The sequence below is a fragment of the Halochromatium glycolicum genome (assembly GCF_016584085.1).
Lineage (GTDB): Bacteria > Pseudomonadota > Gammaproteobacteria > Chromatiales > Chromatiaceae > Lamprobacter > Lamprobacter glycolicus.
In genome coordinates this window covers 1-19,571 of the sequence record NZ_NRSJ01000042.1, presented here as the reverse complement: position 1 = coordinate 19,571, position 19,571 = coordinate 1, and the positions used below count along the sequence as shown (strand labels likewise).

The window sequence follows — 19,571 nt, the reverse complement described above, 5'->3', positions numbered from 1 at the left end:
ATGGGATCGAATATCACACTAGATTTCGATACTTTAGCGTTTTTAGTCGCCGAGGGTTGGTCCATCATGCAAGCAATGTCAGCAGGGCGAGCGCATATAAACTAGGGCGGAAACATGTATCTGAGGCATCCTTCGAGAAACTGTCTTGGGAGTTTCTCGTGTCTGCCAGCATCCTTGAGCATTTCGCGCCGGTTCCGGACTTCCGCATTGAGCGCAACAAGCTCTATCCGCTGCCGGAAATCCTCTTATTGGTCGTCAGCGGGGTGCTCAGCGGCGCCGACGGCTGGGAAGCGATTGAGCAGTTTGGCCAGTCCAAGTTCGACTGGTTGCGCAGGTTCGCGCCGTTCCGCAATGGGATTCCATCGCATGACTGCATTGCCTACGTCATCTCCGGCCTGTCCCCGAAGGCGTTTCAGGAGTGCTTCGTGAGCTGGACGCGGGCGGTGTCCGAGGCGACCGGCGGCGAGCTGATCGCGGTCGACGGCAAGACGGCATGCGGCGCGCGCGATCGCCGCCGCGGCAAGTCCGCGCTGCACAGGGTCAGTGCTTGGGGCTGCCGCAACCGGCTGGTGCTGGGGCAAGAGGCGACGGCGGAGAAGTCCAACGAGATCACGGCCATTCCCAAACTGCTGGAGTTGCTGGAACTCAAAGGCTGCATCGTGACCATCGACGCCATGGGCTGCCAGACCAAGATTGCCGAACAAATCCACGACCAAGGTGCCGACTACGTGCTCGGGCTTAAAGGCAACCAGGGCACCCTGCATGACGAGGTAGAGGACGTCTTCGCCACGGCGCGTGCCGGCAGCTTCGCCGGCGTTGCGCATGATGACACCGAGGAAACCGACAACGATCACGGTCGCTTGGAAGTGCGCCGGTACTGGGTCACCGAGGAGCTGCGCACGCTGTCCGATGCACCGCGTTGGCGTGCACTGCGCAGCATCGGACTGGTGGAGCGTGAGTGCTGGAGCGGCGATCAGCACACCATCGAGCAGCGCCCGTTCATCAACTCCATCGGCGCCGACGCCAAACGCTTCGCTCACGCGGTACGCGGACACTGGGATGTCGAAAACCGACTGCACTGGCGTCTGGACGTCGTCTTCAACGACGATGCCAGCCGCATCCGCAAGGGCAACGCCCCGGCGATCATGACCGCCATCCGTCACCTCTGCATGAACCTGTTCGAGCAGGAGCCCTCCAAGCGGCGCCTCTCGCAGAAACGCCGCGAGGCGGCTTGGAACGATGACTACCGTGCTAAGGTGATCTTGGGCTGATGGTTTTTATGCGCTGACCCTGGCAATGTCAGCAGGCGCATGCCCGCTGCCGGAGCGGTTGTGAACGCGCGTTCCAGGCTCTTTAGACATGATGTTTTGACCTGCCCGTCCTCAACGCCCGTGGGTGATGTTGAGGACGGACATCCATCGACACAGAGCCACCTTGAGGAGGGCAGGTCATGCAAGAGTGTAACGTCGCAGCGGGCAAGATTGAGACGGCATCGTCGCAGGTGGCGTTGTCGGCGGCGAGCGGGAAAGGGGCGGCGAAGCAGTACGCGGCCTACATTGGTCTGGACGTCCACAAAGAGACGATTGCCGTAGCGGTGGCCGAGGCGGGGCGTGCGGATCCGCTCTACCGGGGCGAGATCGCCAACACGCCGAAGAAGGTCGAACGGCTCATCGCCAAGCTGAGCGAAGCGTATGACGGTGGGCTGCTGCTGTTCTGCTACGAGGCCGGGCCGTGCGGCTACGGGCTCTACCGCCAGCTCATCGCCAGCGGCCACGACTGCCAGGTGGTCGCGCCCTCACAGATACCGAAGAAAGCGGGCGAGCGCATCAAGACCGACCGGCGCGATGCGCTGAAGCTTGCGCGTCTGCTGCGCAGCGGGGATCTGACGGCGGTGTGGGTGCCCGACCAGGAGCAGGAGCGCATGCGCGATCTCAGCCGTGCGCGTGATGATCTCAAGGCGCAGGAGCGCAAGGCGCGCCAGCAGCTCAACGCCTTCCTGCTGCGTCACGGCCAGCATTGGCCCAAGGGCAAGAGCCGCTGGACGCCGGCGCATGAAAACTGGCTGGCCGGGCTGAAGTTGGATGATCCCTGGCAGCAGGTGGTGCTGCAGACCTACATCGACGCCGAGCGCGCCGCCGGCGAGCGGGTGGCCCAGCTCAACGATCAGCTCATGCGCGCGCTGCCCGAGTGGTCGCTGGCGCCGGTGGTCGACTCACTGCTGGCGCTGCGCGGCATCGACAAGCTCGCCGCCATCGTGCTGCTGGCCGAGCTCGGCGACATCAGCCGCTTCGACTCGCCCAGGCAGCTAATGGCCTTCTGGCAAGCTCGTGAAACGTACATGGCGACAGTGGGTCGGATTCGCGCGAAGCAGCGCGATTCAAGTGGATGCCCGCAGCGGCCGCTAGCAACCTGGCACCCATAATGGGCGCAACCGATCAAGCCGAAGGTCGAGCGTCTTGGGTGAGGCGGCTCGAAATGGTAGGCTCTTGCGCCGTCGCACGAACGAGGTCGGGGCGGCGCTCAGTCCGACATCGCCTCGACGCAGACGGTCCTGACGGATGCCAGGTAAGTCAGGGTCGCCTCGGTGGCGGGGGGCCAAGTCGCGCGCGCACTTGCTCGAGGCGATCAGAAAACTGTTGTCGCGCCGGATGATCCAGCCCGACTGCTCCAGGTCGCGAATCTTGCGACGCACGGTCTCTCGCGGGATGCCGCTGTAGTCGGCAATGGACTGGAGATTGATCGGCGCCGGCTCGTCGTTGGGTCGGGCGAGCGACATGAAGTCGTTGTAGGTCATGCCATCGATGCGCCCGCGGGCCAGGGTGCGCGAGCCGATGATGCCAAGCACCAGCATGCGGTCCAGGTCACCGCCGAAGCCGAACCAGAAGCTCGCAGAACGTATCGTTCTGCACGGGCCAGATGCGGCCGAAGTGTGCGGTCAAGGTCAGGTCGTCGAAGGTCATGGTGGCCTCGGACAGGGCGACGCCGCAATGTCGGAGATGGCGACGGACACTTGCGCAGAGGATCGGCCATCGGTTCGATCGATGTCGCGGGCATCTCGTTGATGACCGCCCATTATGCGCACTCTGAGGTTGCGGATCGTTTTCGTTGCCCGGGTCTTGTGGGGTCAGGTCGGCGATTTGGCACCCTGCATCTGCGCGTGGAGCCGTCTCCGGTGGCGTTGGCCGGTGGCTCGCCCAAACAATCTCGAGGAGGACACGAATGGTCAAACCTCGAAATGCACTGGACGTCGCGGTGGACCTGGACCCGAGCCTGCCGACGCCAATGGTCGCCTTCCAGCCCCCGGTGGAGCGCCGCGAGGGCATTGGCTTCTCGCGGGCCGTGTCGCTCGCCAACCTCGCGGCGATCACCGCGCTGGTGCTGATCATCCGGCTGTACCTTCAGCCGAGGGCGGAGCGAAGGGGTCCTTCGGGCGGGTCGGATCGCTGAGGCCGGTTTGGACCGCTTCCGTATTGGCAGCGCATCGCCCGGTCCGCCCTGAGAGGGCATTGAGGTCGTTCTTCAGCGTTCGGTGGCTGTCGGGCCTCCTCTGCGAGGATCTGGGCGAATCAAGCTGGGTCGGGCACCCGGACGAAACAGAATGATGATCGGCGCGGCGGCAGATGGGGCCGCTGCACGGTTGGCATCTTCGGGTGACTGCCAAGCAGCAACAGCATTACGGTGGATCCAAGCCCTGGTCCATCTGGGCGGCGGTCGAGCACGGTTTAGAGATTCGATTGCACCATCCATGACGGTTACAGGCGCTCGGCGCCGAGTCGTTGAGACGGCCTTGGTTCAGCAGCGATGAGGCAATGCCTGCTCGTCGCTGCGGCCGTCTGCGCGTTGATGGCAACCGCCGTCGGCGCCGCACCCGCGGTGACAACCGTTCCCAGCGACACGTCGCTGCCGACGGACACCATCCAGGCGTTGTCTGTCGCTGTCGAAGCAATGGCGGCCAGCACGCGTCCCCGATACTGGCCGCTGAAGCGCGCCTGTCTGTACTACGCCCTGGCTGGCCAGGTCCTGCTCGCCGAACAGGGGATCAGTGCGCAGCTCAGGGTGGGGCGCGTGGTCTATCATCCGGGCACGGCTCGCGCGCATGCGATCGCACCCCATGTGTGGTTGGAGACCGCGACCCATTTCATCGACTACGCCACATTGCCGCGCTGGGGTCAGGTCACCATCATCCCCCGCGATCGGGTGGCTGTGGTGCCCGCGGAGGTGGTGCCGGGAGGTTCGCGGGTCTTGGCGGCCAGAGCCGAAGTCGACGATGGGTTGAGGCTGTACCTGAACCACCACAATCGGCAATTCCAGGGCCGCTTGCGCGGGCTAGAGCGGCGCTGCGGTGGGCGTCGTTGGCCGCCATACAGTCCGGCGGGCTCGACGTGCGCGATGGCCGCACTACCCAATCGTATCGGTTTGGTCGGGTCGGTCGGAGCGCGGTGGCGAAACTCCCCGTGCGGCGGTTTCGATCGGGACCAGCCGCTCCAAATGTCCGGTGATCACCCGTCCGAGCATCACTCGGACCTTAACCAACGCAGGCGACCTTATCATGGCATCCAATGACCCGCTCTCAGAGATCGGCCTGATCGGCCTCGCGGTGATGGGCCAGAACCTGGCCCTCAATATCGCTGATCACGGCTTCCGCATCTCGGTCTACAACCGCACGACCGAGACGATGCGGGGCTTCGTTGCGGCGCATCCGGATACCCCTGGCGGCCTGGTCGGCTGCGCGACCCTCGAGGAGCTGGTGCAGTCACTGCAGCGCCCGCGCAAGCTCGTCCTCATGGTTAAGGCCGGCAGCGGCACCGATGCGGTCATCGAGCAGCTCGCGCCGCTGCTCGACGAGGGCGATATCCTGATCGACGGCGGCAACGCCAAATGGACCGACACCATCGCGCGCGAGCAGCGGCTCGCCGAGCGCGGGCTGCGCTTCATCGGCAGCGGCGTCTCCGGCGGGGAGGAGGGGGCGCGCTTAGGCCCCTCGCTGATGCCCGGCGGCCACGAAGAGGCGTGGAAAGCGCTCGAGCCGATCTGGAGCGCGATCGCCGCCAAGGTCGATCCCGACACCGGCAAGCCGCTACTCGGCGCCGCGCCCGGCAAGCCGGTCGCGGGCGGCGAGCCCTGCGCGGCCTACATCGGCCCCAATGGCGCCGGCCACTACGTCAAGATGGTCCACAACGGCATCGAGTACGGGGATATGCAGCTGATCTGCGAGGCCTACGACCTGATGCAACGCCTGCTCGGCATGCGCCCGGCCGAGATCGGCGACACCTTCGCCGATTGGAACCAGGGGGTGCTGGACTCCTACCTGATGCAGATCAGCGCCGATGTGCTGCGCCAGAGCGACCCGGTCACCGGCAAACCCTTCGTCGACGTGGTGCTCGATGCCGCCGGCCAGAAGGGCACCGGCAAGTGGACCAGCATCAACGCGCTGGACATGGGCATTGCGGCGCCGACCATCGCCGAGGCGGTGTTCGCGCGCTGCATCAGTGCCTTCAAGGACGAGCGCGTTGCAGCAGAGAAGGTGCTGGCCGGACCGGACACCGACCCGACCGGCGCGCTGGCGGCCGAGGATCGAAGCGCCCTGCTGGAGGCGATCCACGACGCCCTCTACTCCGCCAAGATCAGCGCCTATGCGCAGGGCTTCCAGCTGATGCGCGCCGCCCAGGCCGAGTACGGCTGGACGCTCGACTTCGGCGAGATCGCCCGCATCTGGCGCGGCGGCTGCATCATCCGCGCGGTCTTCCTGCAGAAGATCACCGAGGCCTATCGGCGCGATCCCGAGCTGGCCAATCTGCTGCTAGACCCGTACTTCAAGGAGGCCGTCGACCGCGCCCAGGGCAACTGGCGCAAGGTCGTCGCGCTCGCGGCGCAGCACGGTGTGCCGACGCCGACCTTCGCCGCCTCGCTGGCCTATTACGATAGTTACCGCTCGGCGCGCCTACCGCAGAACCTGCTGCAGGCCCAGCGCGACTACTTCGGCGCCCACACCTACGAGCGGGTCGACCAGCCGCGCGGGCAGTTCTTCCATCTTGACTGGCCTGATCCTGAGCGTCCGCAGCGCGAGGTCTGATGTCGCGCCGCCTCGGCGGTCATCCGCTTGCTCGAGTCCATTAGGCTGCTACTTCCTCAGGCGCATCCCTCAAACGCATGAGGTTGTCTGCGGCAACGGGCAGCATCGCGTAGGTCCGGCCCTGAGTGTCGGCGAATTCCACTTCGTAGTTCAGGTCGTCGTAAATCATCACGATGGTGCCGAGCTGCCCGCGCCTCAGCAGTAACGGCTGGTCGGATACGAAATGCCTGGCGGGCATGTCTGTAAGCAGTGCAACGGGGTCGTGCAGATGGAAGGCTTCGGTCATCAGTTAGACCACATAGCAGCTGGTTAAACGCGGAAAGTCCTCGCCGTCTCGGATGATCCAGGCAGACTGCACCGTGGCAGTACCATGGGCGGTCGCCACAGTCAGCTGAAGAGCATAGACGTTCCCGAATCCATTGTGTCCCTTGTGGACCGCAGAGTCCGAACTCGCTGCGGCATCCTCGAGGGCCTTATGCAGCAGCCTGCTGTTGGCCACCGTGATGCCGAGCGCCGATCCGAACACTCGGGCCTTGTGACGCCCCTCGATGTGCGCTGGATTGAGGACGTAGTCTTCCAATTTCGTCCCGAGGTTGGCGCGATGCCCATTCGGAATCCTCATTGTTGTCGCAACGATGGCGGTTGTTCGTTTGGCTGCAAGACTTCGCCTCGAGGGGACTGCGGTTCGCGCCGTTAGACGGTCGGTTGATACCTCGCCGTCAGCACAGGCATTGCCTCGGAACCGAAATCGACCCGCTAAGTCCGAAGCATAGCGCTGGTGTTGCTGTGACCAATTCCATACGTTGGCGCGACTGCCGCTGGAAGTCGAAACTGGTATGCCGCTGCAGAAGCTCGAGCGCTGGCAGGGGCGCTTCTGGGAGCAGGTGCTGATGCCCGGTCGGCGGTTGCCGGAGCCCTCGCTGCTGCGCACGCATCCGGAGACCACCGAGCGGGTGCGGCGGCTGCTCGCGTTCCTGCCGCAGTCCGAGCCGCCGCAGCCGGTGCGAGCGGGCTGGGGTGAGCCCGGCCATCGCTTCGCCGATGCGCTCGCCGACGGCCGCCGCCGGCGGGCACCGCGGCGGCGCATCGGCGGGCTCTGGTACTGAGGCGATTTCTGTCAAAGCTCATACCGCCTTGCTGGTCTTTTCGCTCGCCTTCTTCGTCGCGCCGCCGGTCACATAGCCCGGCTATGCTCCCGGCGACGCTCCTCGAAGGCAAACGAAAATCCTGCGCAATTCGGTACGAGCTTTCCCGGCAATCGCCTGAGGTCTGACTCGGTCTTAGCGGCTTTATCGTATCCGGGGCAGCTTGATCCTGCATGTGAATGGGGCGCTGCTCCAGGCGTCGTCCGTATGTCCTAATCTTCTGGTTAGTAGCGGCGCTGCGGTGGAGGCCGACATGCTCGAGAGCGATATCCTGATCTTCGACATCATTGCCTTGGAGTGGGCGATCGCGCTATTGGCGATCGCGGTCTTCGTCATCGTCGGCGGCTTCGTGGATTGGGGGAATCGCCGGGGGATGCGCTCACTGGTCGCGGAGCAACGCCACGCCGGGGAGCCCGCCTGGCATCACTTGAGCGATGAAGAGGCGCTAGGCCGTCTGGACAGCGGCCACGATGGGCTGAGTGCGCATGAGGCCGCGCAGCGTCTCTCGACCCATGGCCCGAACCGGCTGCCGGAGCCCAAGACGCGCGGCCCACTGCTGCGCTTCCTGGCCCAGTTCCATAACCTGCTGATCTACGTCTTGTTGGTCGCGGGCGTGGTGACGGCCTTGCTCCAGCATTGGCTCGACGCCGTTGTCATCTTCGGGGTCGTGCTGATCAACGCCGTCATCGGTTTCGTGCAGGAGGGCAAGGCCGAGGATGCGCTGAAGGCGATCCGGGGCATGCTCTCGCCGCATGCGATGGTCTGGCGGGATGGCCGGCTGGTGACGGTCGACGCGGCAGAACTGGTGCCGGGCGACCTGGTGCAGCTGCAGTCGGGTGACAAGGTGCCGGCGGACCTGCGCCTGCTGCGGGCCAAGGGCCTGCAGATCGAGGAGGCGCCGCTCACCGGTGAGTCGGTGCCGGTCGATAAGGGCGTGGCGGCGCTGCCGCCGGAGACGCCGCTGGCGGACCGCCGCTGCATGGCCTACTCGGGCACATTGGTGACCCATGGCCTGGGTGCCGGCCTCGTCGCCGCCACCGGCGCGGGCACCGAGATCGGCCGTATCAGCGCGATGGTCGCCAACGTCGAGCAGCTGACGACACCATTGCTGCGGCAGATCGCCCAGTTCGGGCGCTGGCTGACCGCGGCGATCCTGGTCCTGGCCAGCGTCAGCTTTGCCTTCGGCATCCTGGTGCGCGATTACACCGCGGCGGAGATGTTCCTCGCCTCGGTCGGGCTCGCGGTAGCGGCCATCCCGGAAGGGCTGCCGGCCATCATGACCATCACGCTCGCGATCGGCGTGCAGCGCATGGCCGGACGCAACGCCATCATCCGCAGGCTGCCCGCGGTGGAGACGCTCGGCACCGTCGGCATCATCTGCTCGGACAAGACCGGCACCCTGACCCGCAACGCGATGACCGTCGCCGCGATCCAAACAGGCGAGCGGAGATTGACCCTCACCGGGGCGGGGTACGATCCGCATGGCACCTTCATGGAGGATGAGGACGTGGTGCGTCCGCAGGAGGATGCCCGGCTCACCGAGGCGCTGCGAGCGGCGGCCCTCTGCAATGATGCCGCGCTGGAGCAGACAGAGGGCGGCGCCTGGCGTGTGCATGGCGACCCGATGGAGGGCGCGCTGTTGGTGGCCGCCGTCAAGGCTGGGCTGGATTTGGAGGCCGCGTCCAAGCGCTATCCGCGCACCGACCTGATCCCGTTCGAGTCCGGCCACAGGTTCATGGCCACGCTGCACCACAGCCACGCCGGCGAGTCCTTCATCTACCTGAAGGGCGCGCCGGAGGCGGTGCTCGGCATGTGCGCCTATCAGCGCAGCCCGGACGGGGAAGCGCCACTGGAGCGGGCCACCTGGGAGGCGCGTGTCGAGGCGATGGCCGCAGCCGGGCAGCGGGTGCTGGCGGTGGCCGTGAAGCCGGCGCAGCCGCACCGCTCGGAGCTGGACTTCGCCGATGTGGATACCGACCTGACCCTGCTCGCCTTGTTCGGGCTCATGGACCCGCCGCGGCAGGAGGCGATCGAGGCCGTCGGCACCTGCCAGGCGGCCGGCATCCGCGTGAAGATGATCACCGGCGACCATGCCGCCACCGCCCGCGCCATCGCCGCGCAGGTGGGGTTGGAGAATCCGGACGATGCGCTCACCGGGACCGAGCTGGATGCGCTCGACGATGCCGCGCTGCGGCAACGGGCGCGGGAGGTCGATGTGTACGCGCGCGTCACCCCGGAGCACAAGCTGCGGCTGGTGCAACTGCTCCAGGAATCCGGCGCCGTGGTCGCGATGACCGGCGACGGCGTCAACGACGCGCCGGCGCTCAAGCGTGCTGATGTCGGCGTCGCGATGGGCATCAACGGCACCGAGGCGGCCAAGGAGGCGGCGGAGATGGTGCTCGCGGATGACAATTTCGCTTCGATCGCTAACGCGGTCGAAGAGGGGCGGACCGTCTACGATAACCTGCGCAAGGCGATCCTGTTCATCCTGCCCACCAACGGCGGCGAGGCCCTGGTGGTGCTCGGGGCCATCCTGTTCGGCTTCCACCAGTTCCCGCTGACGCCGGTGCAGATCCTCTGGGTCAACATGATCACGGCCGTGACCCTGGCGCTGGCGCTGGCCTTCGAGCCGCCGGAGCCCGGTGTGATGGCCCGTCCGCCGCGCAACGCCCGCCAGCCGGTGCTGACGCCGCTGTTCCTGTGGCGCATCGCCTATGTGTCGCTGATCCTCACCGCCGGCACCTTCGGGCTCTTCCTGTGGGAGGACTATCAGGGCGCTTCGATCGAGCAGGCCCGCACGGTGGCTGTCAACACCCTGATCATGTTCGAGATCTTCTACCTCTTCAACTCGCGCTACATGACCGCATCGGTGCTGAACCGAGAGGGGTTCCTCGGCAATCGCTATGTGCTCTATGCCGTTGGCCTGCTGCTGCTGTTCCAGCTCGCCTTCACCTATCTGCCGCCGATGCAGGCCCTGTTCGGCACCGCCGCGATTGGTGCCGGCATCTGGCTGCGCATCGTGCTGGTGGCCGCCTCGGTGCTCTTCATCGTCGAACTGGAGAAGGCCCTGGGACGGCGCTGGCGGCAGCGGCTGCCGGCCGCATCCCGGGAAGCCGCCGTCGGGAGCTAGTCACGCGGCCTTGAACGCGACCTGCTGGACGAAGTCGACGCCCTGCGGATCGTAGGGGCGCTGCAGGTCGCCGAAGCGCTCGACGTTGACGAAGCCGGCGTCCTCCAACAGATGGGTCAGGTAGTGCTGGCGCAGCGGGTACATGTTGAGCTGGAACACCGAGCCGTTGTCGAAGCGGTACTCGAACTTGGCCAGGCGCGGGTTGAGCTCGACCGGGCCAACCTGGACGCCTGCGCCGGTGTAGCAGAGTTCGTGCTTGGAGTCGTAGCCGTGATCGAGCATGCGGTCGTAGTTGCGCTGGTCGATCACCAGCATGCCGCTTGGGCGCAGCACCCGATGGATGGCGCGCAGGGCATCGCGGCGGTCCTCGTGATCGAACAGGTGGGTGAAGGAATTGCCCAGACAGACGACGGCGTCGAACTGCGCGTGGCCGAGCGCCTCGTCCAGGTGCAGCCAATCGGCGACCTTGCTGTCGGCGAAGCGGATGCCCCGGGCGGCGGCGTTCTCGCGCGCCTTCGCGAGCATGTTTTCAGAGCCGTCGGTCGCGGTCACCTCGAAGCCGGCCTGGGCCAGGCCGACGGCATTGACGCCGGTGCCGGTGGCGATGTCGGCCACCTTGCGGCATCCCTGCGCCTTGAGCAGGCGGGCGTAGAAGTGGCCTTCGCGTGCCAGGCGCGCCTCCCAACCGACCAGGTCATCCCAGTGCTCGGCGAAGGTCGAGGTGTATTGCTGCTGCTGATTGCCCCGGTTGAGGTTGAGTACGGCGGACATTGCGGTCTCCTCGCGGTTGCGTTGGATGGCTTCGAAGAACAGCGATCAGCCTATCGGTCTCGCGGCGAGGGATACAGATGCAGTTGCTGGCGATCTCCAGTGGTACAGTTTGAGCGATGACTGAGCTGTTATACGAGGACATCGCCGCGCGGCTGGTGACGCTGATCGAGCAGGGCACCTTTGCGCCCGGTGCCCGGCTGCCCGGATTGCGCAAGCTCAGCCGCCAGTTCAGCGTCAGTGTCGGCACCGTGGTCTCGGCCTGTGCGCTGCTCGAGGCACAGGGGGTCCTGATCGCCCAGCCGCGGTCCGGGCACTATGTCGCCGATCGGTTGAGCGAGGAACCGGCGCGCCCGGAGGTCGGCACCCCGGCGGACGGGCCGGCGCTGATCCAGGGGCAGGAGCGGGTGCTGGCGTTGGTGCAGGCGCACAATGACCCGGCGCTGCTGCCGTTCGGCGCCGCTGTGCCGGATGCCAGCTTCCTGCCGGTGGCTGCGCTTGCGCGTAGCGCCGCGCCCAGCGCAATCGGGTCGCCGACTACGACTTCCCGCCCGGCGCGCCGGAGCTGCGGGTGCAGATCGCGCGGCGCATGGCCGAGGCCGGCTGCCAGCTCGGCCCGGACGAGATCGTCGTCACCAGCGGCTGTCAGGAGGCGCTGGTGCTGAGCCTGCGCACCGTCGCGCAGCCGGGCGATGTGATCGCGATCGAGTCGCCGACCTTCTACGGCATCCTGCAGGCGATCGAGTCGCAGGGGATGCGCGCGCTCGAGATTGCGACCGATCCGGACACCGGGATGGCGCCCGCGTCGCTCGCGCGCGCCCTAAAGCAGTGGCCGATCAAGGCCTGCGTGATGATGCCGAACTTCGGCAATCCGCTCGGTCATCTGACCCCGGAGCCGCGCAAGGCCGAGCTGGTGGGTCTGCTGCAGGCGCATGGGGTGGCGCTGATCGAGGACGATGTCTATGGCGAGCTGGCGTTCGACCATCAGCGGCCCTGGGCGGCCAAGGCCTATGATGGCCAGGGCGAGGTGCTCTACTGCGGCTCGTTCTCCAAGACCCTGGGCTCGGGATTACGGCTGGGCTGGGCGGCGCCGGGGCGCTACCGCGAGCGCTTCACCTATCTGAAGTACGCTTCTAGCCAGGCGACGCCGACCCTGACGACCCTGGCCGTTGCCGATTACCTCGAGCGCGGCGGCTACGAGCGCTTCCTGCATGCCACACAGCGCCGTTACCGGCTGCAGGTGCGGCGGGTGATCGAGGCCGTCGGCTGCCATTTCCCAGCCGGCACGCGGGTGACGCGGCCCGGCGGCGGCTTCGTGGTCTGGGTCCAGCTGCCGAAGACGGAAGCCGATGCGCTCGTCCTGCAGGAACGGGCGCTCGCCGCCGGCATCAGCATCGCGCCTGGGCCAATGTTCTCGAGCCACGGCGGGTACCGCTATTGTCTGCGGCTGAACTGCGCGCTGCCCTGGTCGCCGCAGACCGAGGCTGCGCTCGCGACGCTCGGCCGACTGGCTGGCGAGCAGTCGGGCTGAGGCGGGGCGCCATTTGATGCGGTCGGGCTGGAGCCGAGCGTCAGTTCGGTGACCGTGAACAGTGTCAGGGCCTTGGTTGCGTAGACGGGGGATAGTGACTAGGATCTAGTCAAGCTGACTAGATTTGCGGTCTCGACCATGAACGAAATGCCTTCTGAGATTGCTGAACCTGCGGGAACATGGAAACTGCAAGACGCCAAAGCGCGCTTCAGTGAGGTGGTCCGTCTTGCTGGCGAGACTGGCCCTCAGCATGTGACCGTGAATGGCAAAGAAAAGGCTGTGGTCTTGTCCGCTGAGGACTACCGGCGCCTGCGCGGCGAGCCCATGGGCGACGCCTTGGTCCAACTGCTGGCCGAGGCCGACCTGGACGACGTCGAATTCGAGCACACCAAACCCCGTGGCCCGGTCCGGGACATCGCGCTTTGAGCGGCTGGCTGCTGGACACCAATGTCCTATCGGAGCTACGGCGTCAGCGGCCAACGCCGTCGGTGATCGACTTCGTCGCAGCCCAGTCCCTGCATGCGCTTCACGTGAGCACCGTCACCTTCGCCGAGATCCGCTACGGCATCGAATTACTCGGCGACGCTACGCGTCGCGCCGCATTGAGCCATTGGCTCGACCACCGTCTGCGACCAATGTTTGAAGGTCGTATCCTGCCGTTGTGCGAGGACACCCTGTTGCAATGGCGTCTGACGATCGAGCTCGGCCGAAAGCGCGGCCACACCTTCAGCCACCCCGACGTGCTGATCGCAGCGAGCGCGGCGCGGCATGGGCTGACAGTGGTCACCCGAGATACGGACGACTTCGAGGCGGCCGGGGTTGCCGTGCTCAATCCCTGGCACGAGTCCGGTTGACCAGAGATCCTGAGCGTCCGAAGGAACGGCGGATATCAACGGTTGCCGACTTCGGACCCCGACCTAATCAATCCGGTTGGCCGGATCAGCCATCTCCATGCTGAGATGAGTTTCGGCTTCAGCTCCAGAGGTTGCTGAGCTCGAGTGTCAGGGCGTCGAAGGGTGCAGCCGCGATGGCATCGTGCCCGGAGACTTCGGCGAGCAAACGCCATTCGCCGCTGTCCAGGGCATAAGCTTCTAGGCTTCTTTGCGTGGGATCGACGAGCCAAGCGTAGGCCACGCCGTAATGGGCGTAGATGGGCATCTTGATATGACGATCTTTGCTTTCCGTGGACGGAGAGAGGATCTCGCAGATCCAGTCCGGAACGATCTCGAAGCGATGTCCCTCTGGTATCTGCGGCATGCGCGTTTTGCGCCAGCCTGCGAGATCAGGAACCGCGACCTCGGTATCGATAATGAAGTGGAGCTCGGGCTCGACGATGATCCACCACCCGCCGGGGCCTCCCCGGCCGCGACCGTAGGCGCTGCCGATATCGATACTGAGCTCGGTCTCAGCGCGAGCATGCGGGCCTGTCGGTCGCGGTTGGGCATGAAGTTGGCCGTTGAGGATTTCTCCGGTCAAGACCTCTGGAAGGTCTTCGAGCCGGTCGTATAGCGTTGGCTTGTAGACATGTTGCATGGCTGATGTTGGACGCGGGGGTAGCCGATGAAAGCCATTATCGGGGTCGGCCGTCCGTGTTCAGTTTTCGCCGCCGGGGATGCGTCGCTGGCTGACAGCCGCGCCGGGCGAGCGGTGAATTATCGTCTGACCTTTGAGTGAACACGTACGTTGTTTGCCGAGATTACACCGGAGCGATTTGCCGCTGGCCCGCATTGCCTTGCCGCTTGGGGCTACGTCAACGATTTATGGTCACTCGCCCTGGTTTCCGGACAGGCTGAGCCATCAGTGCTGACTTTTCCGGCGCTTTCTGTCCGGCGATCAGGCGGAAGGGCTATAACCCGCTGCCGCACCACAGTCCCGATCTCGCCGCCGCCGCACTTCGGCGAGCACCTCGTCTTGCATCATGACGGTCATGCCTTTGGCCAGCGCTGCGTCTCTGATGATGAGCTGGAGGCTCCGATCAGCGGCGACCTGCGCTTCGATCGATATCCTGACAGGAAGGAGCTTAGGGCAAGACCGAAGAGTGCGCAAAGGCGGAACAGGCGATCGAAACGGCTTCGTTCAGCCCACCAACTGCCCCACCACCGTCCCGACCTGCTCGATGCGCTTGCTCGGGTCGCTCATCTCCATCGTGAAGCGCAGCGCCCCGGCGGCCTGATCGAGCTTGAAGTCTTTGGGCCGGGATTGCACCAGCTGGATCAGCTTCATGTGATCGATGTTCGGTTGCTCACCGAAGACGATGCGCCCGCCCTTGGGACCGGCCTCGATCTTCTTGATGCCGTAGGGCTGGACTTTCAGTTTCAATTCGGTCACCGCGAACAGCGCCTTGGTCGGCTCGGGTAAGAGACCGAAGCGGTCGATCATCTCGACCTGCAGGTCCTTGAGCTCCGTGCGGTCGGCGGCGCTGGCGATGCGCTTGTAGGTGACCAGCCGGGTGTGGACATCCGGTAGGTAGTCCTCGGGCAGCAGCGCCGGCAGGCCGAGGTCGATCTCGGCACCGTGGTCGAGCGGGCGGTCGAGCTGCGGGGTCTTGCCGGATTTCAGCGCCTCGACCGCGCGCTCGAGCAGGTCCATGTACAGCGTGAAGCCGATCTCGTGGATCTGGCCCGACTGCTCCTCGCCGAGCAATTCACCGGCGCCGCGGATCTCCAAGTCGTGCGTCGCAAGCGTGAAGCCGGCGCCGAGGTCCTCGAGCGACTCGATCGCCTCCAGGCGCTTCTTCGCATCGGCGGTCATCGCCTTGGTCGGCGGCGTGATCAGATAGGCATAGGCGCGGTGGTGCGAGCGCCCGACGCGCCCGCGCAGCTGATGTAACTGTGCCAGCCCGAGCTTGTCGGCACGGTTGATCACGATGGTGTTCGCGCTCGGCACGTCGATGCCGGACTCGACGATCGTCGTGCAGACCAGCACATTGAAGCGGCGGTGATAGAAGTCGCGCATCACCCGTTCCAAATCGCGCTCGCGCATCTGCCCGTGGGCAACCTGCACCCGTGCCTCGGGCACCAACGCCTCGACCTTCTGCGCCATGTTCTCGATGGTCTCGACCTCGTTGTGCAGGAAGTAGACCTGCCCGCCGCGATTGATCTCACGCTGGCAGGCCTCGCGGACCAGGGCGTCATTCCAGGTCGAGACGAAGGTCTTGATCGGGTGGCGCTCGACCGGCGGCGTGGCGATGATGGACAGGTCGCGCATCCCGGCCATCGCCATGTTGAGCGTGCGCGGGATCGGCGTCGCGGTCAGCGTGAGCACGTCGACCTCGGCGCGCAGGTTCTTGAGCTGCTCCTTGTGCCGGACCCCGAAGCGGTGCTCCTCGTCGATGATCGCCAGACCCAGGTTCTTGAACTTGATCGACGGCTGCAGCAGCTTGTGGGTACCGACGACGATGTCGACGGTGCCGGCCGCGAGCCCGTCGGTGACCGCCTTGACCTCCTTGGCGCTGTTGAAGCGCGACAGGCTCTCGACCTTGATCGGCCAGTCGGCGAAGCGGTCCGAGAGGTTCTGATAGTGCTGCTGTGCGAGCAGGGTGGTTGGCACCAGCACCGCGACCTGCTTGCCCGAATTGATGGCGACGAAGGCCGCGCGCATCGCGACCTCGGTCTTGCCGAAGCCGACATCGCCGCACACGACCCGGTCCATCGGCTTCGGGGCGGCCATGTCGGTCAGGATGGCCTCGATCGCGCGCTGCTGGTCGGGCGTCTCCTCGAACTCGAACGCGGTCGCGAAGGCGTCGTAGTCGGCGCCCGGGGTCGGGAACGAGACGCCCTGGCGCGCGGCGCGGCGGGCGTAGATGTCGAGCAGCTCGGCGGCGACGTCGTGGACCTTCTCGGCCGCCTTGCGCTTGGCCTTCTCCCATTGATCGCTGCCGAGCCGATGCAGCGGCGCCTGATCGGGCTCGGCACCGGTGTAGCGCGAGATCAGATGCAGTGAGCTGACCGGCACGTAGAGCTTGTCGCCCTTGGCGTACTCGAGCGCGAGAAACTCGCCCGAGCTGTCGCCGATCGCGATCGTCTGCAGGCCGAGAAAGCGGCCGACGCCGTGTTCCTCGTGCACGACTGGCGAACCTTCGGTGAGCTCGGTGAGGTTGCGGACCACCGCCTCGCCATCACGCTCGCGCGCCTTGCGCCGGCGCTCCTGGCGTACGCGGTCGCCGTAGAGCTGGGTCTCGGTCAGTAATACGAGTGCGGGCTGCGAGCCGCCTTGCTCGGGGTGGGTCGGCAGCAGCAACGGCTCCTCGAGCGGCGCGACCGTCACCGCGAGCGCCTGGGTGCCGGTCAGGAAATCCTGCCAGCCGTCGACCTGGGTCGGCTGGATACCGAAGCCGCGCAGGTTGTCGAGCAACATCTCGCGTCGGCCGGTGCTCTCGGCGACGAACAGGATGCGCCGCTGCTGAGACGGGCCTGGGCTCTGGCCGGGTGCGGCCTCGCTTCTGCCCTCGGGAAGCGGCTGCGACGGATCGAGCGATTGGCTGAGGGGGCGATCCTGGGATCGGCGACGGCGCTCAGGCTGGGACCCGGCAGAGGAGGGGGCCTGAACCTGCTCTGGGGACTGGTCTGAAAGCTGGTCTGGGAACTGGCCTGGTAGCTGGTCTGGGATCTCGCCTGGGACCCGATCCGCTAACTGAACCGGGTTCTGAGCGGCTCGCTCCTTGGGACGCCGATCGGGCGTTCCAGGCTGGAGTCGGCCTTGGATCGAGCTTGGGGTGGCATCGGTCTCGCCGTTGGCGACGAACGCCTTGAGCGCGGCGGCCGGCTCGGCGGCGCGGGCTTGGATCGTGAGCGCTGGCGGGCGCCCGGTCTCGAAGTTGCAGACCCGCGCATAGCCCTTGCGGCGCTCGGCGATCTCGGCGGTCTGCCAGCGCACACCGGGCAGGCCATTGAGCTGTGCGGCGAGCTCATCGGCACTGAGGTAGAGCTGCTGCGGCCTGAGCAAGGGTCGCTCGATGTCGTGGCGGCGCTGTTCGTAACGGCGATTGATGTCGTCGAAGCGCTCGGCGGCGGCGCTGCGGGCGTCGTCCGGCTCGAACATCAGCGCGTTGCGCGGCAGATAATCGAACAGGGTTGCGGTTTGGTCGAAGAACAGCGGCAGATAGTATTCGATCCCGCCAGGCGCCCGGCCCTCGGAGACCTCGCGATAGATCAGGCTCGCCTTCGGGTCGCTGTCGATGGTCGCGCGCCAGCGCTGGCGGAAGCCGGCGATGGCCTCCTCGGTGAACGGGTATTCACGCGCGGGCAGCATCCGGACCTGCTCCAGCTTGGCGATCGAGCGCTGGCTGTCTGGATCGAAGGTGCGGATCGACTCGACCTCGTCGTCGAACAGGTCGATGCGCAGCGGCTCGCGGCTGCCCATCGGGAAGATGTCGAGCAGGGCGCCGCGCACCGCGAACTCGCCATGGGTGACGACCTGGGAGACGCACTGATAGCCGGCCCGCGTCAGTCGCTCACGTGTACGCTCCAGGTCGAGCCGGTCGCCGGTTTTGAGCACCAGCGACTGGCCGTCGACATAGTCGGGCGGCGGCAGCCGCTGCATCAGGGTGCCGACCGGCACCACCAGGACGCCGCGCGCGAGCTGCGGCAGCCGATGCAGGGTCAGCAGCCGCTCGGAGACCAGCTCCGGCAGCGGCGAGAACACATCGTAGGGCAGGGTCTCCCAGTCCGGGAAGCCGAGCACCGGGATCGCATCGCCCCCTTGTTCCGGGCGCGTGCCGATCTGCTCGGCCGACGCGAATGGTTCATCGAGGAAGAAACGGAGTGCATCGCTGAGCCTGACCGCCGAGGGCATATCGGGGACGATGCACAGCAGCGGCCCTTGTGCGCGGCGGGCGGCCTCGGCGATGGCGAGCGCCGGTGCGGCGCCGTAGAGCCGCCCCCAGAGCAGGCGCTCGCCGGCACCCTCGGGCAATGGCGGGGTGAGCACGGAATGGAGCTCGGCATCCGCCGCCCCGGAGGCGCTTAGCGCGGAGGGGTGGGCAGGCGCGTCATCGTGACGGACAGTCGATTGTTCGGGCACAGCGAGGATAACAGCTTGGTTGCATTGAGAATGGGCTGAGGCCGCGGATTTTCGCACAGCGCCCGACCGGCCGCAGCGTAGAGACGACCCCTGCCGCGGACTGGCACGACCTTTGGGCGCCTGCCAGCCGGCTTAAGACGTCAGAGCAGGTGGCGTGCTGAGAAGCCGACTGCTGTCAATCACTCGCCCGAAGCACCGCGTCCGCGCGGCGTCGAAAGGCTGCGACGACCTCCTCTGTGCGGCGACGAAAGAAGGGCCCTGCCGCGGCAGCGGCAGGCCCGCCCGCCAGTGCGTAGTCGGTCCACAACTCGACCAAGGTCGTGCTCGGCTCGCGCTCCTCGAAACGCCAGACCTGATGCAGCCGGCGCACCGGACCGCCCCCGCCCTCGATGTCAATCCGGTGCGGGCGCTCCAGCAGCGCCTCGGTGCGAAAGCGCCAGACGAAGCGGTGGATGCCCACGGCCTGTTCCACGGAGCGCCGGTTCTCCTGCTCCCAAACGATCCGTGCCTCCTTCCAACCGGGGACGAATTCAGGGTAGCGCTCGATATCTGCGACCAGATCGAAGACATCCGGGCGCGGATAGCGCAGGGTCTCTCGTACGGTGAAGCTGGGCATGGTATCGGACTCGGAGGGTGCGGGAGGCCCTGGGTGCTCCGTCAATCGGCTCGCTGGTAAGGTTCCAGTTGAGGATCAAGCGGGCGCCGGACAAGCAAGCGTCACGTAGCATAATCGATCGCAACCCAGGTGATCGCAACCCAGGCGATCGCTGCTCGGGCGATCGCTGCTCGGGCGATCGCAGCTCAGGTCGCCGACCGACCATGCCGAGATGCGGGGGTGCTTTCAGCAGCCTTGGTGGTTCTGCGGGTTCTTCGGGATTATCGGGGGCTTGCGGGGCTTGCGGG

At 66.2% G+C, this 19,571-nt stretch carries 18 protein-coding genes; 11 read left to right on the top strand and 7 right to left on the bottom strand.

Annotation, left to right across the window (positions count from 1 at the left end):
- Positions 1–56: 56 nt before the first annotated feature.
- The gene (locus tag CKO40_RS18390; RefSeq protein ID WP_242477162.1) at positions 57–1,271 is read left to right on the top strand and encodes an ISAs1 family transposase; all 1,215 of its coding nucleotides are present in this window, start codon (positions 57–59) and stop codon (positions 1,269–1,271) included.
- Between the two features lie 179 nt (positions 1,272–1,450).
- Positions 1,451–2,422, top strand: coding sequence for an IS110 family RNA-guided transposase (locus CKO40_RS18385; RefSeq protein WP_207173727.1), 972 nt, complete (start codon positions 1,451–1,453; stop codon positions 2,420–2,422).
- Here CKO40_RS18385 and CKO40_RS18380 read toward each other — a convergent pair.
- Positions 2,402–2,851, bottom strand: a complete 450-nt coding sequence (locus CKO40_RS18380; RefSeq protein ID WP_200347908.1) for a helix-turn-helix domain-containing protein — start codon at positions 2,849–2,851, stop codon at positions 2,402–2,404. The genes CKO40_RS18385 and CKO40_RS18380 overlap by 21 nt on opposite strands.
- 368 nt (positions 2,852–3,219) lie before the next feature.
- Here CKO40_RS18380 and CKO40_RS18375 point away from each other — a divergent pair, with 368 nt between their 5' ends.
- The 3 genes from CKO40_RS18375 to gndA all read left to right on the top strand — a co-directional run bounded on the left by CKO40_RS18375 (position 3,220) and on the right by gndA (position 6,073).
- The gene (locus CKO40_RS18375; protein WP_200347907.1) at positions 3,220–3,447 is read left to right on the top strand and encodes a hypothetical protein; all 228 of its coding nucleotides are present in this window, start codon (positions 3,220–3,222) and stop codon (positions 3,445–3,447) included.
- A gap of 354 nt (positions 3,448–3,801) precedes the next feature.
- The gene (locus CKO40_RS18370; RefSeq protein WP_420827397.1) at positions 3,802–4,563 is read left to right on the top strand and encodes a lasso peptide biosynthesis protein; all 762 of its coding nucleotides are present in this window, start codon (positions 3,802–3,804) and stop codon (positions 4,561–4,563) included.
- Positions 4,550–6,073, top strand: a complete 1,524-nt coding sequence (gene gndA / locus CKO40_RS18365; RefSeq protein ID WP_200347905.1) for an NADP-dependent phosphogluconate dehydrogenase — start codon at positions 4,550–4,552, stop codon at positions 6,071–6,073. The genes CKO40_RS18370 and gndA overlap by 14 nt, the downstream gene beginning before the upstream one ends.
- 40 nt (positions 6,074–6,113) lie before the next feature.
- Here gndA and CKO40_RS18360 read toward each other — a convergent pair whose 3' ends face one another.
- Both CKO40_RS18360 and CKO40_RS18355 read right to left on the bottom strand, forming a co-directional pair.
- The gene (locus tag CKO40_RS18360) at positions 6,114–6,359 is read right to left on the bottom strand and encodes a DUF4926 domain-containing protein (protein ID WP_200347904.1); all 246 of its coding nucleotides are present in this window, start codon (positions 6,357–6,359) and stop codon (positions 6,114–6,116) included.
- 3 nt (positions 6,360–6,362) lie between these two features.
- Positions 6,363–6,695 (bottom strand): DUF6883 domain-containing protein, encoded by a 333-nt coding sequence (locus CKO40_RS18355; RefSeq protein WP_200347903.1) that lies wholly within the window; start codon positions 6,693–6,695, stop codon positions 6,363–6,365.
- A gap of 214 nt (positions 6,696–6,909) precedes the next feature.
- Between CKO40_RS18355 and CKO40_RS18350 the strand changes: the two genes are divergently transcribed.
- Complete coding sequence (locus CKO40_RS18350) at positions 6,910–7,179, top strand: hypothetical protein (protein WP_200347902.1); 270 nt, start codon at positions 6,910–6,912, stop codon at positions 7,177–7,179.
- A 412-nt stretch (positions 7,180–7,591) separates the two neighbouring features.
- Positions 7,592–10,348: a cation-transporting P-type ATPase gene (locus CKO40_RS18345; RefSeq protein ID WP_242477166.1), complete on the top strand. Its 2,757-nt coding sequence runs from the start codon at positions 7,592–7,594 to the stop codon at positions 10,346–10,348.
- On the opposite strand, the gene CKO40_RS18340 is transcribed toward CKO40_RS18345, so the two are convergent.
- Positions 10,349–11,119 (bottom strand): class I SAM-dependent methyltransferase, encoded by a 771-nt coding sequence (locus CKO40_RS18340; RefSeq protein WP_200347900.1) that lies wholly within the window; start codon positions 11,117–11,119, stop codon positions 10,349–10,351. It lies immediately after the preceding gene.
- A gap of 116 nt (positions 11,120–11,235) precedes the next feature.
- Between CKO40_RS18340 and CKO40_RS24535 the strand changes: the two genes are divergently transcribed.
- The 4 genes from CKO40_RS24535 to CKO40_RS18325 all read left to right on the top strand — a co-directional run bounded on the left by CKO40_RS24535 (position 11,236) and on the right by CKO40_RS18325 (position 13,501).
- The gene (locus CKO40_RS24535; RefSeq protein ID WP_242477161.1) at positions 11,236–11,781 is read left to right on the top strand and encodes a GntR family transcriptional regulator; all 546 of its coding nucleotides are present in this window, start codon (positions 11,236–11,238) and stop codon (positions 11,779–11,781) included.
- Complete coding sequence (locus CKO40_RS18335) at positions 11,688–12,647, top strand: aminotransferase-like domain-containing protein (protein ID WP_338074218.1); 960 nt, start codon at positions 11,688–11,690, stop codon at positions 12,645–12,647. The genes CKO40_RS24535 and CKO40_RS18335 overlap by 94 nt, the downstream gene beginning before the upstream one ends.
- Positions 12,648–12,785: 138 nt before the next feature.
- Positions 12,786–13,073 carry a type II toxin-antitoxin system Phd/YefM family antitoxin gene (locus CKO40_RS18330; RefSeq protein WP_200347899.1) on the top strand — a complete coding sequence of 96 codons (288 nt, stop codon included), beginning with the start codon at positions 12,786–12,788 and terminating at the stop codon, positions 13,071–13,073.
- A complete protein-coding gene (locus CKO40_RS18325; RefSeq protein ID WP_200347898.1) occupies positions 13,070–13,501 on the top strand; it encodes a type II toxin-antitoxin system VapC family toxin in 432 nt (143 codons plus the stop codon). The genes CKO40_RS18330 and CKO40_RS18325 overlap by 4 nt, the downstream gene beginning before the upstream one ends.
- A gap of 118 nt (positions 13,502–13,619) precedes the next feature.
- Here the strand turns inward: CKO40_RS18325 and CKO40_RS18320 are convergent, their stop codons facing one another.
- From CKO40_RS18320 to CKO40_RS18305, 3 genes are all read right to left on the bottom strand, one after another.
- Entirely contained in the window at positions 13,620–14,180 is a 561-nt protein-coding gene (locus CKO40_RS18320; protein ID WP_200347897.1) for a Uma2 family endonuclease, read from the bottom strand.
- Positions 14,181–14,723: 543 nt separating this feature from the next.
- Positions 14,724–18,668: a transcription-repair coupling factor gene (gene mfd, locus CKO40_RS24530; protein ID WP_420827396.1), complete on the bottom strand. Its 3,945-nt coding sequence runs from the start codon at positions 18,666–18,668 to the stop codon at positions 14,724–14,726.
- Between the two features lie 175 nt (positions 18,669–18,843).
- Entirely contained in the window at positions 18,844–19,284 is a 441-nt protein-coding gene (locus CKO40_RS18305; RefSeq protein WP_200347896.1) for an SRPBCC family protein, read from the bottom strand.
- Between the last annotated feature and the right edge of the window lie 287 nt (positions 19,285–19,571).

Bases quoted from the DNA above. Each gene is read 5' to 3' on its own strand.
- CKO40_RS18330 (WP_200347899.1), top strand. From the start codon at position 12,786: ATGAACGAAATGCCTTCTGAGATTGCTGAACCTGCGGGAACATGGAAA.
- CKO40_RS18385 (WP_207173727.1), top strand. From the start codon at position 1,451: ATGCAAGAGTGTAACGTCGCAGCGGGCAAGATTGAGACGGCATCGTCG.
- CKO40_RS18360 (WP_200347904.1), bottom strand. From the start codon at position 6,359: ATGACCGAAGCCTTCCATCTGCACGACCCCGTTGCACTGCTTACAGAC.
- CKO40_RS18355 (WP_200347903.1), bottom strand. From the start codon at position 6,695: ATGAGGATTCCGAATGGGCATCGCGCCAACCTCGGGACGAAATTGGAA.
- gndA (WP_200347905.1), top strand. From the start codon at position 4,550: ATGGCATCCAATGACCCGCTCTCAGAGATCGGCCTGATCGGCCTCGCG.
- CKO40_RS18380 (WP_200347908.1), bottom strand. From the start codon at position 2,851: ATGCTGGTGCTTGGCATCATCGGCTCGCGCACCCTGGCCCGCGGGCGC.
- CKO40_RS18370 (WP_420827397.1), top strand. From the start codon at position 3,802: ATGAGGCAATGCCTGCTCGTCGCTGCGGCCGTCTGCGCGTTGATGGCA.
- CKO40_RS18340 (WP_200347900.1), bottom strand. From the start codon at position 11,119: ATGTCCGCCGTACTCAACCTCAACCGGGGCAATCAGCAGCAGCAATAC.
- CKO40_RS18305 (WP_200347896.1), bottom strand. From the start codon at position 19,284: ATGCCCAGCTTCACCGTACGAGAGACCCTGCGCTATCCGCGCCCGGAT.
- CKO40_RS18375 (WP_200347907.1), top strand. From the start codon at position 3,220: ATGGTCAAACCTCGAAATGCACTGGACGTCGCGGTGGACCTGGACCCG.
- CKO40_RS18320 (WP_200347897.1), bottom strand. From the start codon at position 14,180: ATGCAACATGTCTACAAGCCAACGCTATACGACCGGCTCGAAGACCTT.
- CKO40_RS24535 (WP_242477161.1), top strand. From the start codon at position 11,236: ATGACTGAGCTGTTATACGAGGACATCGCCGCGCGGCTGGTGACGCTG.
- CKO40_RS18345 (WP_242477166.1), top strand. From the start codon at position 7,592: ATGCGCTCACTGGTCGCGGAGCAACGCCACGCCGGGGAGCCCGCCTGG.
- CKO40_RS18350 (WP_200347902.1), top strand. From the start codon at position 6,910: ATGCCGCTGCAGAAGCTCGAGCGCTGGCAGGGGCGCTTCTGGGAGCAG.